This window comes from Actinomycetota bacterium (assembly GCA_016700055.1).
Taxonomy (GTDB): domain Bacteria; phylum Actinomycetota; class Acidimicrobiia; order Acidimicrobiales; family Ilumatobacteraceae; genus Kalu-18.
Genome location: CP064997.1, coordinates 2,550,028 through 2,564,236, shown reverse-complemented (window position 1 = coordinate 2,564,236; position 14,209 = coordinate 2,550,028). Strand labels below are relative to the sequence as shown.

At 69.7% G+C, this 14,209-nt stretch carries 14 protein-coding genes; 5 read left to right on the top strand and 9 right to left on the bottom strand.

Annotated elements, in window-relative coordinates; all coding sequences use genetic code 11:
- Positions 1–3: 3 nt before the first annotated feature.
- From IPM43_12405 to IPM43_12390, 4 genes are all read right to left on the bottom strand, one after another.
- Complete coding sequence (locus tag IPM43_12405) at positions 4–654, bottom strand: glyoxalase (protein ID QQS24201.1); 651 nt, start codon at positions 652–654, stop codon at positions 4–6.
- Complete coding sequence (locus IPM43_12400) at positions 651–2,699, bottom strand: S9 family peptidase (protein QQS24200.1); 2,049 nt, start codon at positions 2,697–2,699, stop codon at positions 651–653. Before IPM43_12400 ends, IPM43_12405 begins: the two co-directional genes overlap by 4 nt.
- Positions 2,700–2,847: 148 nt before the next feature.
- Complete coding sequence (locus tag IPM43_12395; GenBank protein ID QQS24199.1) at positions 2,848–3,627, bottom strand: TRIC cation channel family protein; 780 nt, start codon at positions 3,625–3,627, stop codon at positions 2,848–2,850.
- Positions 3,624–4,625: a PHP domain-containing protein gene (locus IPM43_12390; protein QQS24198.1), complete on the bottom strand. Its 1,002-nt coding sequence runs from the start codon at positions 4,623–4,625 to the stop codon at positions 3,624–3,626. Before IPM43_12390 ends, IPM43_12395 begins: the two co-directional genes overlap by 4 nt.
- Positions 4,626–4,715: 90 nt before the next feature.
- Here IPM43_12390 and ychF point away from each other — a divergent pair, with 90 nt between their 5' ends.
- Both ychF and IPM43_12380 read left to right on the top strand, forming a co-directional pair.
- Positions 4,716–5,804 carry a redox-regulated ATPase YchF gene (gene ychF / locus IPM43_12385; GenBank protein QQS24197.1) on the top strand — a complete coding sequence of 363 codons (1,089 nt, stop codon included), beginning with the start codon at positions 4,716–4,718 and terminating at the stop codon, positions 5,802–5,804.
- Between the two features lie 449 nt (positions 5,805–6,253).
- Entirely contained in the window at positions 6,254–7,537 is a 1,284-nt protein-coding gene (locus IPM43_12380) for an ATP-binding protein (GenBank protein QQS24196.1), read from the top strand.
- 165 nt (positions 7,538–7,702) lie between these two features.
- Here IPM43_12380 and IPM43_12375 read toward each other — a convergent pair whose 3' ends face one another.
- From IPM43_12375 to IPM43_12355, 5 genes are read right to left on the bottom strand one after another with little or no spacing between them, the layout of a single operon-like run.
- Positions 7,703–8,179, bottom strand: a complete 477-nt coding sequence (locus IPM43_12375) for a GNAT family N-acetyltransferase (protein QQS26456.1) — start codon at positions 8,177–8,179, stop codon at positions 7,703–7,705.
- 17 nt (positions 8,180–8,196) lie between these two features.
- Positions 8,197–8,478 (bottom strand): DUF1778 domain-containing protein, encoded by a 282-nt coding sequence (locus IPM43_12370; GenBank protein QQS24195.1) that lies wholly within the window; start codon positions 8,476–8,478, stop codon positions 8,197–8,199.
- Between the two features lie 37 nt (positions 8,479–8,515).
- The gene (locus tag IPM43_12365; GenBank protein QQS24194.1) at positions 8,516–9,070 is read right to left on the bottom strand and encodes a pyridoxamine 5'-phosphate oxidase family protein; all 555 of its coding nucleotides are present in this window, start codon (positions 9,068–9,070) and stop codon (positions 8,516–8,518) included.
- A gap of 57 nt (positions 9,071–9,127) precedes the next feature.
- Positions 9,128–10,024: a VOC family protein gene (locus tag IPM43_12360; protein ID QQS24193.1), complete on the bottom strand. Its 897-nt coding sequence runs from the start codon at positions 10,022–10,024 to the stop codon at positions 9,128–9,130.
- Between the two features lie 17 nt (positions 10,025–10,041).
- Positions 10,042–10,671 (bottom strand): TetR/AcrR family transcriptional regulator, encoded by a 630-nt coding sequence (locus tag IPM43_12355; GenBank protein QQS24192.1) that lies wholly within the window; start codon positions 10,669–10,671, stop codon positions 10,042–10,044.
- A gap of 236 nt (positions 10,672–10,907) precedes the next feature.
- On the opposite strand from IPM43_12355, the gene IPM43_12350 reads away from it, so the two are divergent.
- Genes IPM43_12350 through IPM43_12340 form a run of 3 tightly spaced genes read left to right on the top strand, consistent with a single transcriptional unit; the run spans position 10,908 to position 14,209 of the window.
- Positions 10,908–12,125, top strand: coding sequence for an acyl-CoA dehydrogenase family protein (locus IPM43_12350; GenBank protein ID QQS26455.1), 1,218 nt, complete (start codon positions 10,908–10,910; stop codon positions 12,123–12,125).
- A 44-nt stretch (positions 12,126–12,169) separates the two neighbouring features.
- A complete protein-coding gene (locus IPM43_12345) occupies positions 12,170–12,958 on the top strand; it encodes a nitroreductase family protein (GenBank protein ID QQS24191.1) in 789 nt (262 codons plus the stop codon).
- Positions 12,959–12,976: 18 nt separating this feature from the next.
- Positions 12,977–14,209: a thiolase family protein gene (locus tag IPM43_12340; protein QQS24190.1), complete on the top strand. Its 1,233-nt coding sequence runs from the start codon at positions 12,977–12,979 to the stop codon at positions 14,207–14,209.

The window sequence follows — 14,209 nt, the reverse complement described above, 5'->3', positions numbered from 1 at the left end:
GCCTCAGGCCCCGCGGTGTTGGCGCGGGTCGGGCGTCATCAGCGCCACCGGCAGACCGAGCGCGGCCGCGGGGCGGAACGAGGAGATGTAGCGACCGGGCTGCACCGCAGCCTTCGGCGGCGACAGCACGTCGGGTCCGAGCCACGACGCCGCGTCATGAAGGTCTTCGACGTTCAGCACGAAGCCCCACAGCTCGGCGGCAGCGGCAGGCTCGATGTCGGGACGCTCGAGCACCTCGATCACCACGGGACCGAAGCGGTGGAACCCCTGACGCATCCCGCCGCCGGCTTCGCGCGCACGCTTCAGCGGCTCACCCGTGGCCGCCTCGATCGCCGCGCAGGTGCGGTCGAGCGAAGGCGTTGTGACGACGACGTGGTCGATGCCGAGCGCCCGCAGCCGCCCGCAGGGCGCGCCGTCGCCGCCCCCCGCACTCTCGGCCGTGACGACGGTCGGAATCCCGTCGATCGACGTGTTCTCGCCCGGTGGATCGCCGTCGAGTACCCAGCCACGCAACCCGAGCGCGTGCGGAGCGGGCTCCACGAAGCGCAGCCGGACGCCGCCAACGGAGGCGACACCGTCGTCCGATACGTCGAGGCCGGCGGTTCGCCAGGCGTCGACAACGGCGGACACCTCGAGCTCCACGAGGCGGGTCACCGGAAGCCTCCGCCGGTCAGGTCGAGCCCGAGCTGCCAGGTGAGGAACGTGAGCACGTCTGCATACTCGTCGGCGCGCTTGCTGGCCGGCTTGCCCACCCCGTGGCCGGCGCGACCCTCCTGGTGCAGCAAGACCGGCCGCTCGTCCTGATCGGCCGCCGCCCACTGCAGCATCGCGGCCATCTTGCGGGCGTGCAGCGGGTCGACCCGCGTGTCGCCCTCGGCCGTGGTCAGCAGCACCGCCGGGTACCGCGTGCCCTCTACCACGCGGTGGTACGGCGAGTAGGCGAACAACCAGGCGAACTCGTCGGCCACGGCGGGGTCGCCGTACTCGTCGGTCCACAGGCGGGCGATCAAGAACTCGGGAAAGCGGACCATGTCGAGCAGCGGCACCGCGCACCACACCGCGCGGGCGAGGTCGGGCCGTTGGGTCAACGTCGCGCCCATCAGCAGCCCGCCATTGGAGCCGCCGTGCACGGCCAGCAGCTCGCGCGAGGTGTGGCCCGTCGCCACCAGCCAGTCACCAGCGGCGGCGAAGTCGTCGAAGACGTTCTGCTTCTCGCCACGGCGGCCGGCCAGGTGCCACGCCTCGCCCTCTTCGGCCCCGCCGCGCAGCCCGGCGAGGGCGTAGACGCCACCGGCGGCGCACCACGCCGCGGCGAGCGGCGACCACGCCGGCGACTCGGTGATCGCGAACCCTCCGTAGCCGCTGAGCAGCGCGGGCGTCGACGCAGCGGGCGTGACGTCGGCCCGGTGCACCACGAACATGCCGACGTCGGTGCCGTCCGCCGACGCGTAGCGCTCCTGGCGCACGACCAGCCCGGGCACCGCGCCCGCGTCGGGTGCGGCCGGGCACCAGCGCTCTAGTCCGGAAGTCGCCGCCCAGCGCCACAGCGCGCTCGGCGAGGTGAACCCGGCCGTGGCCACGAACCCGACCGCGGTGTCGCGGTCGGCGCTGAGGCCGACGACGCTGACCATGCCGAGCCCGTCGAGCCCTTCGCGCTCCTCGCCGCCGGGCCCGATGCGCAGCACGCGGTCGACGGCGTGCTCGCTCGCCGGCACGAGCACCTCGTCGCCGCACGCCACCGGCCGCCCGAGCACCGCCGGGCCCTCGGGACGGATGGTCACCCAGTGCTCGATCCCTGGCGCCGAAGGATGCACCGACACCACCCGGCCGCGCGGGGCGTCGACGGTGGTCACCCCCACGAGACCAGCCTCCGCGAACACGAACACCGACACCGCCTCGTGGCCGGTGACCACCTCTCGCCACTCGCCGCTGTCGCGATCGAGCACGTGCGCATCGATGTGGCCCCAGCCGAGCATCACCTCGACCAGCACGTAGCGGCCGTCGGGCGAGACGTACACGTTGGGCCACGCCTGCGGGTTGGAGGGCTCGCTCCAGGCAAGCGCGTCGTCGTGCCAGTCGTCGCCGAGGCGATGGAACCAGACCTGACGGTTGTACTCGTCGCCCTCGGGATAGCGGGTGTACCAGAACCCGGTGTCGTCGGGCAGCCAGGCGATGCTGCATGCGCGGGTCTCGGGGATGACGTCGCGAAGCTGCTCACCTGTGTCGACGGCGAGCACGTGAAGCACGCTCAGCTCGTCGCCGCCGTGGCTCGTCCCGTAAGCGAGCAACGAACCGTCGGTGGACGGGTGGAACCAGTCGATCGCGACCGACGAATCGCCCGTCGCCGCGGCAGGGTCGACCAGCACCCGTGGCGCCACGCCGGCGTCGGAGGCGCTGCGCAGCACGAGCACGGCTTGGTCGGCACCCTCGAAGCGCTCCAGCACGAACAGCCGGTCGCCGCGCACCGCCGCCGCAAGCACCACGGGCAGACCCATCAACGCGACGAGGCGCTCGTGCCACGTCGCCCTGTCGGGACGGGCATCGAGCGCCTGGCGGGTGCGGTCGTTCTGTTGGGCCACCCAGGCGGCGACCTCGGGGGCATCGCCTGCTTCGAGCCAGCGGTAGGGGTCGGGAACCTCGACACCGTGGTGCGTGTCGGCCACCGCCTCACGCCGTGACAGAGGCGGCTCGGGGATCATCGTCGGAAGGCGGTTGGTCAGCCGCGGCCCATGTTGGGACGCTTGCCGTGGTTCGCCTTCGACCGACGCATGCGCGCCTTGCGCTTCTTGGTCTTCTTGGACATAGGGGTACGAGCCTACCGGTGGCGGTGCGCCATCCCCCAGCGACTCAGGGCTCCGGCGGGGCGTCCGTCTCGGGGTCGGCCGGCTGGGCGGGCTGCGGGTCGATCTCGAGGAGGATGTGGTCGAGCCCGATCCGCTCGGCGACGACGCGCATGGTGTGGCTCTCGGTGACGAGGTCGCGTGGCGTCGGCGTCCGCCAGCCGAAGTACACCGATGCCAGGCGAAGCGCGACGATCAACATCACGCAGACCGGCCCGAGCCAGGGTCCGAGATCGGTGTAGCGAACGAGCACGGCATACGCAATGCAGCCGACGAGGGCGGCCGCCGCGTTCAGCGCTCCGGGCTGGAGCACCGCGGGCTCCTTGTTCAGCATGATGTCGCGTGTCAGGCCGCCGCCGACGCCGGCGAGCACGCCGACGAACACGCAAGAGCTGGTCGGCAGACCGACGAGCAGCGACTTCTCGGTGCCGATGATCGCGTAGACGCCGAGGAACAACGCGTTGACGACCACGATCACCACGTCGAGGCGCCGGTGCAGACGCGCGGTGAGGTCGGCGAAGAAGAACCCGACCATCGACGCGATCAGCGCCGCCGGGATGAGCACCTCGTTGGTGAGTGCAACGGGGCGTCGGTTCAGCAGGACGTCGCGCAGGATGCCGCCGCCGAGGCCGCTCACGATCGCGATCAGCAGGATGCCCAAGATGTCGGCGCCCCAGCGGCGGGCCACGATCGAGCCGGAGATCGCACCGAGCGAGATCGCCAGCACGTCCGCCCAGGTGGGCAGCAGCTGCGCGACGACGAGGTCGTCGGTCGTCTGCGCGATCACGATCCCGCCCAGTCGAGCAGCGCCTCGGCGCTCCAGGTGTTGACGATCGCCTCGATCGGCACGCCCCTTTCGGCGGCGCGCTCGCAGCCGTGGGGCTGCCACTCGAGCTGGCCGGTGGCGTGCGCGTCGGAGGCGATGGTCAGGTAGCAGTCGTGCGTCAACGCCAGGTCGAGCAGCTCGCGGGGAGGGTCGAGGCGCTCCGGACGGCTGTTGATCTCCACCGCTGTGCGGTTCGCCGCGCAAGCCGCGAAGACCGCGTCGGCGTCGAAGCTGCTCTGCGGGCGCTTGCCGATGAGCCGGCCGGTGCAGTGTCCAAGCGCGTCGACGTGCGGCGACGACGCCGCCGCGACCATCCGTCTGGTCATCGCCTTGGCTTCCATCCGCAGCTTGGAGTGGACGCTCGCGACGACGAAGTCGAGCGCGGCCAGCAGGTCGTCGTCCAGGTCGAGCGAGCCGTCCTCCAAGATGTCGACCTCCATCCCGGTGAGCACGCGAAACGGTGACAGCTCACGGTTCAGCTCGGCGAGCTCGTCGAGCTGGGCGAGGAGACGCCCGCGGTCGAGGCCGTGGGCGATCGTCAGGCGAGCCGAGTGGTCGGTCAGCACGATGTACTCGTGGCCGAGGGCTCGCGCGGTCTCGGCCATGCGCCGCATGCTCGCCCCGCCGTCACTCCAGGTGCTGTGCAGGTGCACGTCGCCGCGCAGCGCCGCTCGGTACGGCGCGGCCTCTGGGCTGATGGTGATCTGCGTCGTGCGCTCCAGCTTCTCTAGGTAAGGGGGTATCTCACCGCGCAGCGCATCCGAGACGATTGCCGCCGTCGCGTCGCCGATGCCGTCTACGCGGGTGAGCGTGCCGTTCTCCGCACGCTCGACCAGCTCCTCGTCGGGCATTGCCCGCACCACGTCGAGGGCACGGGCGAACGCCTTGGTCTTGAACCCCCCGGTGTGGGCGCGGTCGAGGCAGTGCAGCACCCGCTCCAAGGCCTCCACCGGAGTCATGGTGCCGAGATTAGGGCCCGCCGGTGGGCGGCAGGCGGGCGGTGACGGCCGGCCGGTAGCCTCCGACGGCCCACGGATTCGAGGATCGCAATGGAACGTTTCGGCCTCGTCGGCCTGCCCAACGCCGGCAAGAGCTCGCTCTACAACGCGCTGACCGGCGGCGGGGCCTTGGCCGCGCCGTACGCCTTCGCCACGAAAGACCCGAACATCGGCGTCGCCAAGGTGCCCGACGATCGGCTCGACCGGCTGGCGGTGATGTCGAAGTCGCGCAACGTGGTGCACGCCGCGGTGCAGGTGGTGGACATCGGTGGGTTGGTGGAGGGAGCGAGCAAGGGCGAAGGCCTCGGCAACAAGTTCCTCGCCAACATCCGCGAGGTCGACGCCGTCGTGTTCGTGCTGCGCGCCTTCGTCGACGACGACGTCACCGGGCCGACCGACCCGCTGGAGCACCTGCGCGTCGTCGAGCTGGAGCTCGCGCTTGCCGACCTGGAGACGGTCGAGAAGCGCCTCAACCAGGCCCAGCGGCAGGCGAAGCTCGACCGCTCGCTCGGCGGTGAGCTGGCCGCGCTCGAAGCGGCGTACGCGTCGCTCAGCGACGGCCGCCCGCTCTACCGCGCGGGGCTCTCCAGTGAGATGCGCGGCGATCTCGCGCAGCACTTCTTGCTTACGAACCGTCGCGTGCTCGCCGTCGTCAACGTCGGTGAAGACGACATCGACCGCATCCCCGAGGTCGAGGCCCGGTTGGCCGAGGAGCTGAACGAGGCCGGCGACGAGGTGGAGGTGATCGGCATGTGCATCCAGCTCGAGGCCGAGGCGGCGGCGATCGAGGACCCGGCGGAACGGGCCGACGTGCTGGAGGGCTTCGGCCTGGGCGAAGGCGCGCTGTTCAAGATGGTGCGCAGCGCCTACCACCTGCTCGGGCTGCGCACGTTCCTCACCACCGGCGACAAGGAGAGCCGCGCGTGGACGTTCCACGCCGGGTCGACCGCACCCGAGTGCGCGGGGCGGATCCACACCGACTTCCAGCGGGGGTTCATCCGCGCCGAGGTGATCCACTGGGACGAGCTGCTCGACATCGGCTCGTGGGTGAAGGCGAAAGAGCTGGGCAAGGTCCGCCTCGAAGGCAAGGACTACCACCCCGTCGACGGCGACGTGATGGAGTTCCGCTTCAACGTGTAACAGGGGTTTCGCGGACTGGCGCTCGGCCGAGCAGGATCTTGGGCTCGTATGCCCGCACGCGGCTGTCTGCCCGATCTTCATGGCGGCCATAGGCGCGCTGCAGGAGGGCGAGGACTAGGCGCTCGGGCGCGGCAACCCGGGCTGCAGCGCGAGCCGTCCGACCTCGATGGCGACTGACTGCCATTGGCTCCCGGGCACGTCCGTGGGCAGCAGGTGTTCGACGTCAGCGCGTTGGCACCACCCGACGATCTCCCCGGTGCGACCGGTACGTCAGGTACACGCGATCATCGCCCCCTTGCCTGTCGACGGTGAGCCTCGCTCGAGGGTGTCACAACGATCCTGGGCGGGGACGATCGTGAAGCACAACACGGGACGATCATGGAAAGAGTAAAGGGACGATCATGTAAGTTGGCGTGGGACGATTCAGCGGTTTGGGCTAACCTGGGAACGTGATCCCGACGATCGAGCACGTGGAACGGTGGGCTGAGCCCTTCGTCGACCGGCTGCTCGACGAGGAGCCGGCGATCCTGCTCGAAGGCCCCCGAGGATCCGGCAAGTCCACGCTGCTGCGCTCGATCGCACAGCGACGGAACGCGCTCATACTCGACCTCGACGACGACGGCGTGCTCCAGCTCGTTCGTGAAGACGTCGGTTCCGCGCTGGCATCGCCCGGGCTGGTGGCGATCGACGAGTTCCATCGCGCGCCGCAGGTGCTCTCCTACGTCAAGCGCGTCGTCGACCGCCAAGGCGGCGCGACCCGGTTCCTGCTCGCCGGGTCGGTGAGTTCGTTCCTGTTACCACCTGGGACCGAGACGCTCACCGGTCGAGCACATCGGCTTTCGCTCATGCCGCTCGCCGCGGCCGAGATCTTCGGTTCGAAGCGTCGGTGGTTGGCCGAGCTGCTCAGCGACGGCGAGCCGCGCAGCTTCCGCACGAACCTCGAACGGGCCGACGTCTTCGATGTGGTCGCCGCAGGCGGCTACCCCGCGGCCCTCCGACGTGCGACGCCGGCTCAACGCACCCGCTGGTTCGCGAGCTACCTCGCGACCGTGACCGATCGCGACTTGCCCGACCTCATCGACGTTCGCCACTCGGGAGCGCTGTCACGGCTCTACCGGCTCATCGCCCAACGGACCTCATCCGCGGTGGTCAACACCGAGCTGTCACAAGTCCTCGACGTCACCCAGCCGACAGCGTCCTCTTACCGACGGCTGCTGGAGCGCCTGTACCTGACGACCGAGCTGCCCGGTTGGACGGCCGGCGTCTCTGCGAAGACCGGGCACCGGGCGAAGGTCCATGTCACCGATACCGGGCTTGCGGCCGGCGTCCTGTCGCTCTCAGCGCAACGCCTCGCTACCGCTGCGATGGGCGGTGCGTTCCTCGAATCGTTCGTGGTCACCGAACTGACGCGGCAGGCAACCACCGTCGACGAAGCGCTCATGTTCGCCCACTTCCGCGATCGCTCGGGAGTCGAGGTCGACATCATCATCGAACGCCCCGACGGCGGCGTGGTGGCCATCGAGGTGAAGTCCGCCCGCTCGGTGAATCAGCGCGATGCCAGAGGGCTGACGTTCCTCCGGGACCGCCTCGGCGAACGGTTCCTTTGCGGCGTCCTCTTCCACACAGGCCCACTCACCGCACGCCTCGGCGAACGGGTGTGGGCGCTTCCGGTCGCCGCGCTGTGGGATGGGTTCTCCAGGCCCAAGGGTTCGTTGGAGGATGACAGGTCATGAGGTCTCCGAAGGGGCGGCCGGAACTCACCTGGATGGGCAAGGACATGGCGCTCGGTCTCGACTTCACGTTCAGGTTCTCACGGCGGATCATTCGCCCCTGAGGGGGAGCGAGCAAGGACCTGAGAAGGACCACACGGAAGCTGGCCACCGCTGGCACTTGAACGATCACATCGCAGCCTCGATGTCGGCCACCGTGATCATCAGATCGAGCGGGTTCGTCGGCGAGGGAGAAAGCCCGAAGCGTTCGTAGAATCGGGCAGCCGCCGGGTGTAGCGCCGTCACCACGAGCATCCGGACCCCGATGGCGTCGCTCGCAGCAACCGTCAGCTCCATCGCATGGCGTAGCAGTGCGGCCCCGAGCCCGTGGCCCTGAGCTTGGCGATCGACGGCAAGGCGACCGAGCAGGATCGCCGGGATCTGCCCCGGCGCCTGCCGCCGGGCGCGGCCGGTTGCCTCCGCTCGGAGCACGGCGAAGGCCGAGACCGCGTGGTACCCAACGACCCGAAGTCCGTCCGTCGTGACGTATGTGCGTGAGAAGCCGGCGAGCTGGTTGCGCCAACCCCGACGCAGCAGCCACTCGTCGAGCTCAGGCTCACCCGACTCGAAGTCGTCCAGCCGGTGCTCGGCCGTCAAGAGCTCGATCCTGGTGAAGCCGCCGGTCACTCGCTGAAAGGCGACGGGCGCTGGAACAGCTCGGCCGTCTTGGGATTGCGCCGAGCCGGACGCGCCAAGCGCCGATCGAGGGAGTCCCAGGCCTTCGCGTCGAGCACGACGTGGTCGCGATCGGCGAGGGTGTCGGCCGCCGATGAACGGGCGGCCCGAACGACGAACTCCGTGATGGAGAGGTGAGCAGCCTCGGCAGCAGCTCGGATGAGCCCGTCGTCGGTCGGCGAGAGTCGGAGGTGCAGCCGCTCGTCTCGAGTCTCTGCCTTGGTGGCCATGGCACGACTGTACGCACAGACGCCACACGGGACAAGCTCACGCGGGGTCGGGGGCGTCCCAGGGGACGCTGCCGGAGATCCAATGCGTGATCCGTTCTTCCTGGTCGTTGCGGTGGAGGTGCCGCGGCGGCTGGGCGAACGTCTCGTAGGGGCGACAGCGCAAGACGACGCGGTTCTCCTCCTTGGCCATGGCGGCGACGAACTCGCGGGCCTCGTCGCCGAGGGGCTGGCCCGACATCCTGGCGCCGACCGCCATCATCACGTCCACGACGAGGTCAGGGTCGGCGTCGACGACGGCGTCGGCGTACACCTGGAGGTACGCGAAGGGCCAGCGCTCGTCGAGCACGCACAGGCTCACCTTGGGGTTGCCGGCGACGACGCGTGCCTTGCTGCGCCCGCCCATGGTCGACACGAGAAGCTCGTCGTCGTCGGTGGGGATGTAGTACACGACCGACATCGCCGGCCCGTCGGACTTGCGGCCGTAGCCGAATATGCACGTGCGGTGGGTGCGGACGAACTCGCGCCGCTCCGAGGGGAGCGGGTCGCGATCGGTCGGAACAGTGAACGGCTCGGGAGCCAAAGGCAGCAGCATCGGACTAGTCCTCCCGGAAGAAGTAAGCGGTCTATCGGTACGTTCGGTCGTCCGGCGTCAGCCCTGCCGGAGGGGATGGTGGCCCCAGGCGCTGATGCGGTCGTAACGGCGGTTGTCGTCCCAGTCGTCGGTGACGACGCGGCCCCCGTGGCCCACCTCGACCTGGAAACCGGCCGGGCTGGTCACGTAGAAGCTGAACATCCCGTCGTTGTCGTGGCGCCCGAGACCGTTGGGGATGCCCAGATCCGTCGCCCACGCCCGGTCGAACGCCGCCCCCACGTCGTCGCGGGACGCGGTCTCGAACATCACGTGGTGGAGCTTCTGGGGCAGCTCGAACGGCGCTCGGGCGATCGCCACGGTGTGGTGGCGCTCGTTGCAGTGGTAGAAGCGAACCTCGAGCTCGATGCCGGCGGCCATCTCCATCTCCAGCCAGTCGGACTGCTCGAGGCCGAGACCACCGACCAGGAACCGATGGGACTCCTCGAAGGCGGCACCGGTGGCGGCGATCGCGACGTGGCCGAAGCCGACGCCGCTGGTGTGGAAGCCACCTGGCACCAACGGAGACGAGTAAGGCGTTCGTGCTTGCTCGAGCCCGACGACCACTTCGACGCGGGTGCCCCACGGCGCCTCCACCTGCGCCAACCGCTCGACCCGGCGGCGGCGCAGGTCGTCGTCGGTTCCATCGGCGACTGCGCAGCCCTCCGCGCGCAGCCGGCCGACGACGGCGTCGAAGGCCGCGGCACTCGTGGCTTCGAAGCCGACCAGGACGGCGTCACTTGCCGGGCCGCGCTGCACGATGATCCGGTGCGCCTTGTCGTCGTTGCGCCAAGTCGTCGCGTCACCGTCGATCGCCTCCCCGGGCACGAGGCCGACGACGTCGCCGAAGAACGAGCTCAGCGAGTCCGGGTTGGGCACTTCGATGCCGAGGTAGCCGATCTCGATCTCGTGTCGCATCGTTCGTCCTTTGCGGGTCAGTAGCCGAAGAGAAGCAGGCAGACGGCATCGGCGTGGGTTTCGACCACCTCGTCGGAGCTCGGGTCGAGACCGGAGAGCCGGCGGCACTCAGGTGCCAGAACAAACATCGACGAGCCGGCGCCGGTGAGGATGTAGTAGAGGTGCGCCGGGGGGATGGCCGGCACATGACCCTGGTCGACGAGGGCGCCGAACCGGGCCGTCGTCGCCTCGTACAACGGCCGGACGTGTTGCTCGACGAGCCAGTCCATGCGTGGCCCGTCGACCTTGCTCTCTTGGGTGACGATCCGGTGCAACTGCGGGTTGTGGGCCGAGAACGAGACGAACTCGCGCACCAGCAGCCGCGTCACCGTCGGCTCGTCGACCCCGCGCAGGCCGTCGAGGCGCGCCGTCAGGGCACGATCGAGCGACTCGAACAGCCGATCCACGGCCGCACGCCACAGCTCGTCCTTGGAGTTGAAGTGGTAGTTGAGCAGCGGCTGGGTGACGCCGGCGCGCCCGGCGATGTCTCGCGTCGACGCGCCCTCGAACCCGTGCTCGGAGAACACCTCGAGCGCCGCCGCCAGGATTCGATCACGGGTGGCGTCCGACGACGACCGTGCACGCGTTCTGGTCGTCGAAGGAGCCATATCGCCGTAGCTTATCAGCCGATCAGCACTCGGCAACAGGTCTGGTCATTCGATCAGCGGCCATCAGCCGCCCTCCAAGACGCGAGCCGACGTGTCGGACGTGACCGATTTGACGAGCGTGCTGCGCGAGCGTCGGGACCTTCGTCCCTAGCGGCCACGTGGTGGTCCTCCGGAGAGTGGCGATCACGGGGATCGTCCCCGTGAGCCCAGCGCATTCGGGGGAATGGGGGTTGGCGATGTCGTCCACGCTGTCTGAGGTATTCGCCGAACCCGGTCTCGGGCCCGAGTCCCTCGCCATGGTCGAAGCCGTCCACCGGTTCGCGCGCGACGAGATGCGCCCGGTCGGCCAACAGCTCGACAAGCTGGCGGACCCTGCCGACGTGATCGCGCCGGGCTCACCGCTCTGGAAGCTCTTCGACCGCTTCCGCCAGCTCGGCATTGGAGAGGCGGGAGACGTCGACGACGGCACCGACCCGATCGAGCGGGCACTGCTCACCTCGCGCATCAACGAGGAGATGGGTTGGGGAGACGCCGGCCTCGCGGTGAGCCTCGGCGTGTCGCGCTTCCACCTGTTCTTCGCCAACCTCACCGGGAACGCGGAGCTGATCGAGCGCTACGGCGCCGCAGGCGCGACCGACATCGGCTGCTGGGCGGTCACCGAGCCCGACCACGGCAGCGACACGCTGGCCTTCACCGAGCCGGCGTGGACGCGCTCGGAGCTGACCGCCAACTGCATCGCCCGCCGCGACGGCGACGACTTCCTGATCAAGGGTTCGAAGGCGGCATGGGTGTCCAACGGCACCATCGCGAACGTGGCCGCGTTGTTCTGCACCATCGACGGCGACCAGGGGTTCTCCGGCGGCGGCGTGTGCGTCGTGCCGCTCGACCTGCCCGGCGTGTCGCGGGGCAAACCACTCGACAAGCTCGGCCAGCGGGCGCTGCCACAGGGCGAGATCCACTTCGACGACGTGCGCGTCCCGGCGTCGTACATGGTGATCGGCAAAGAGCTGTACGGCATGACCATCGAGATGGTGCTCGCCATGGCCAACTCCTACATGGGCAGCACGTTCTCGGGCGTAGCGCGGTCCGCGTACGAGCTCGCGCTCGACTACGCGAAGACTCGCATCCAGGGCGGTCGGCCGATCATCGAGCACCCGGCCGTGCGGTCGCGTCTGTTCAAGATGTTCGCGAAGGTCGAAGCGGCCAGGTCGCTGGCCCGGCGCGTCCACGTCCTCGGCGCCGGCCAGGTACCCCCGGTGCAGTACTCGATGGCCTCGAAGACCTTCGCCACGACGACGGCGTTCGAGGTGGCCAGCGAGGCGTTGCAGATCTTCGGCGGCAACGGTCTCACCAAGGAGTACCCGATCGAGAAGATCCTTCGTGACGCGCGCGCCTCGATGATCGAGGACGGCTGCAACGAGGTCCTCAGCATCGTCGGCGGCGCTCGCCTCTAGCACCGGAATCCCCTGTCCCTTCGAACACCGGGAGTCGTCATCACATGGAACTGCGCGAGGTCATCGGGCGCCGGCGGTCGATCCGCTTCATGCGCACCTACCAGCCGGTCGAGCGCGAGAAGATCCAGCGGATGCTGGAAGCGGCGCGGCTGGCCTCGTTCTGGGGCAACGTGCAGGCCCTGCGCGCCGTTGTGGTCGAGCGAGATACCGCACCCCAAGAGGTGCTCGACGCGCTGATCGCGCCGGTGGCCGGGTTCCAGATCAGACGCGCGCCAGTGGTGATCGTGTGGTACCTCGACACGGCGGCGATCGACCAACAGTCGGACCGACTGCGTGAGCTGCTGCGTGCCGGAGCCCTGGGCGTCGGACCGGACAAGGAGGCCGACCTCGAGGGCAAGATCATCCCCTTCTTCTCGACGATCCTCGAGGGGCTGAAGGGACCGGGGCTGAACGAGATGGACGCGGGGCAGGGCATCGCTCAGGCGACACTGATGGCGTACGAGCAGGGACTGGGCACATGCCTGCTCGGCAGCCCCAACACCGAGGCGATCCGCCAGAACCTGGGGCTTCCCGACACCTGCCGGGTGCTGGTCCTCCAGACCGTCGGGTACCCGGCCGAGCACTGGGAGGCCGGCGGGCAGCGGCCGCGGGAGCCGTTCGAGGAACGCTTCTACCTGAACGGCTACGGCACTCCCTTCCCGCGCGACCCCGATGTCGTCGACGAGCTCACCCACGACAAGATGTTCACCCGGCCGGGTCCCCTCCCCTACCGCGAGGCCGAGCTCGAGTACCTGCGCAAGGCCCTCGACGTGCCCGGCAGCGGTCTGGTCTGAGTTCGAAGGAGCGAGCAGATGAAGATGAACGCGGTGGTCGCCGGGGTCGGCATGACCAACTTCGGCAAGTACCTGGAACGTGGCCTCAAGTCCCTCGGTGGCGAGGCGGTCGAGGCGGCACTCGCCGACGCCGGCCTCGCGAAGGACGACCTCCAGGCGGCGTACGTCGGCAACGCGGCCGCCGGCGTCGTAACGGGCCAGGAGTGCATCCGCGGTCAGGTCGTCCTGCGCGGCATCGGGATCGGGCGGATCCCGGTGGTGAACGTCGAGAACGCTTGCGCCAGCGCTTCGACGGCGTTCAACCAGGCGGCGGCGATGGTCACCGCCGGGATGTACGACGTGGTGCTCGCGCTCGGCGTCGAGAAGCTGTACCACGAGGACAAGCGCCGCACGTTCGGAGCGTTCAGCGGAGCCGTCGATGTGGAAGAGCTGGCCAAGATCATGGCCGCGTTGCAGAGCGGCGCCAAGGCGAGCGGGGCCGAGTCCGGCGCGTCGGGTGCGGGTGAGAAGCGGTCGATGTTCATGGACATCTACGCCGCTGTCGCGCGCTCTCACATGGAGCGCTACGGCACGACGGTCGAGCAGTTCGCCGGGGTGTCGGCGAAGAACTCGCGTCACGGACACCTGAACCCCCGCGCCCAGTTCCGCGACGAGCTGACCGTGGACGACGTCCTCGCTGCGCCGATGATCGCCGAGCCGCTCACCCGTCCGATGTGCTCGCCGATCGGCGACGGCGCGGCCGCGGCGGTGATCGTCAGCGAGCGCAAGGCCCGGGAGATGGGCATCACCAAGCCGGTGCGGATCCTGGCCAGCGTGCTGCAATCCGGCAGCGACCGTGCGCCCGGTGAGCCCGACACCGCCAGGCGGTGTGCGCAGGCCGCGTACGAGCTCGCCGGACTCGGGCCCGAGGACCTCAGCGTCGTCGAGTGCCACGACGCCTCGGCGCCGGGCGAGATCATCGCCTACGAGGCGCTGGGGCTGTGCGAGCCGGGCGGGGGCGGTCCGTTGGTCGAGCGCGGCGACACCGCCCTCGGCGGCCGGATCCCGGTGAACACCTCCGGAGGCTTGTTGCGCAAGGGCCATCCGGTCGGGGCGACCGGCATCGCGCAGGTGGTCGAGCTGACCGAACAGCTACAAGAGCGCGCCGGGCAGCGCCAGGTGCCGGGCGCGCGGATCGGGCTCGCCCACAACGGCGGTGGCACCGTCGGCGACGACGTCGCCGCCCTGTGCGTGACGGTCCTCGGGGTCTGA

Coding starts and splice junctions, on each gene's coding strand:
- IPM43_12390 (QQS24198.1), bottom strand. CDS start 4,625: ATGACTCCGGTGGAGGCCTTGGAGCGGGTGCTGCACTGCCTCGACCGC.
- IPM43_12340 (QQS24190.1), top strand. CDS start 12,977: ATGAAGATGAACGCGGTGGTCGCCGGGGTCGGCATGACCAACTTCGGC.
- IPM43_12400 (QQS24200.1), bottom strand. CDS start 2,699: ATGATCCCCGAGCCGCCTCTGTCACGGCGTGAGGCGGTGGCCGACACG.
- IPM43_12355 (QQS24192.1), bottom strand. CDS start 10,671: ATGGCTCCTTCGACGACCAGAACGCGTGCACGGTCGTCGTCGGACGCC.
- IPM43_12365 (QQS24194.1), bottom strand. CDS start 9,070: ATGCTGCTGCCTTTGGCTCCCGAGCCGTTCACTGTTCCGACCGATCGC.
- IPM43_12360 (QQS24193.1), bottom strand. CDS start 10,024: ATGCGACACGAGATCGAGATCGGCTACCTCGGCATCGAAGTGCCCAAC.
- IPM43_12345 (QQS24191.1), top strand. CDS start 12,170: ATGGAACTGCGCGAGGTCATCGGGCGCCGGCGGTCGATCCGCTTCATG.
- IPM43_12370 (QQS24195.1), bottom strand. CDS start 8,478: ATGGCCACCAAGGCAGAGACTCGAGACGAGCGGCTGCACCTCCGACTC.
- ychF (QQS24197.1), top strand. CDS start 4,716: ATGGAACGTTTCGGCCTCGTCGGCCTGCCCAACGCCGGCAAGAGCTCG.
- IPM43_12350 (QQS26455.1), top strand. CDS start 10,908: ATGTCGTCCACGCTGTCTGAGGTATTCGCCGAACCCGGTCTCGGGCCC.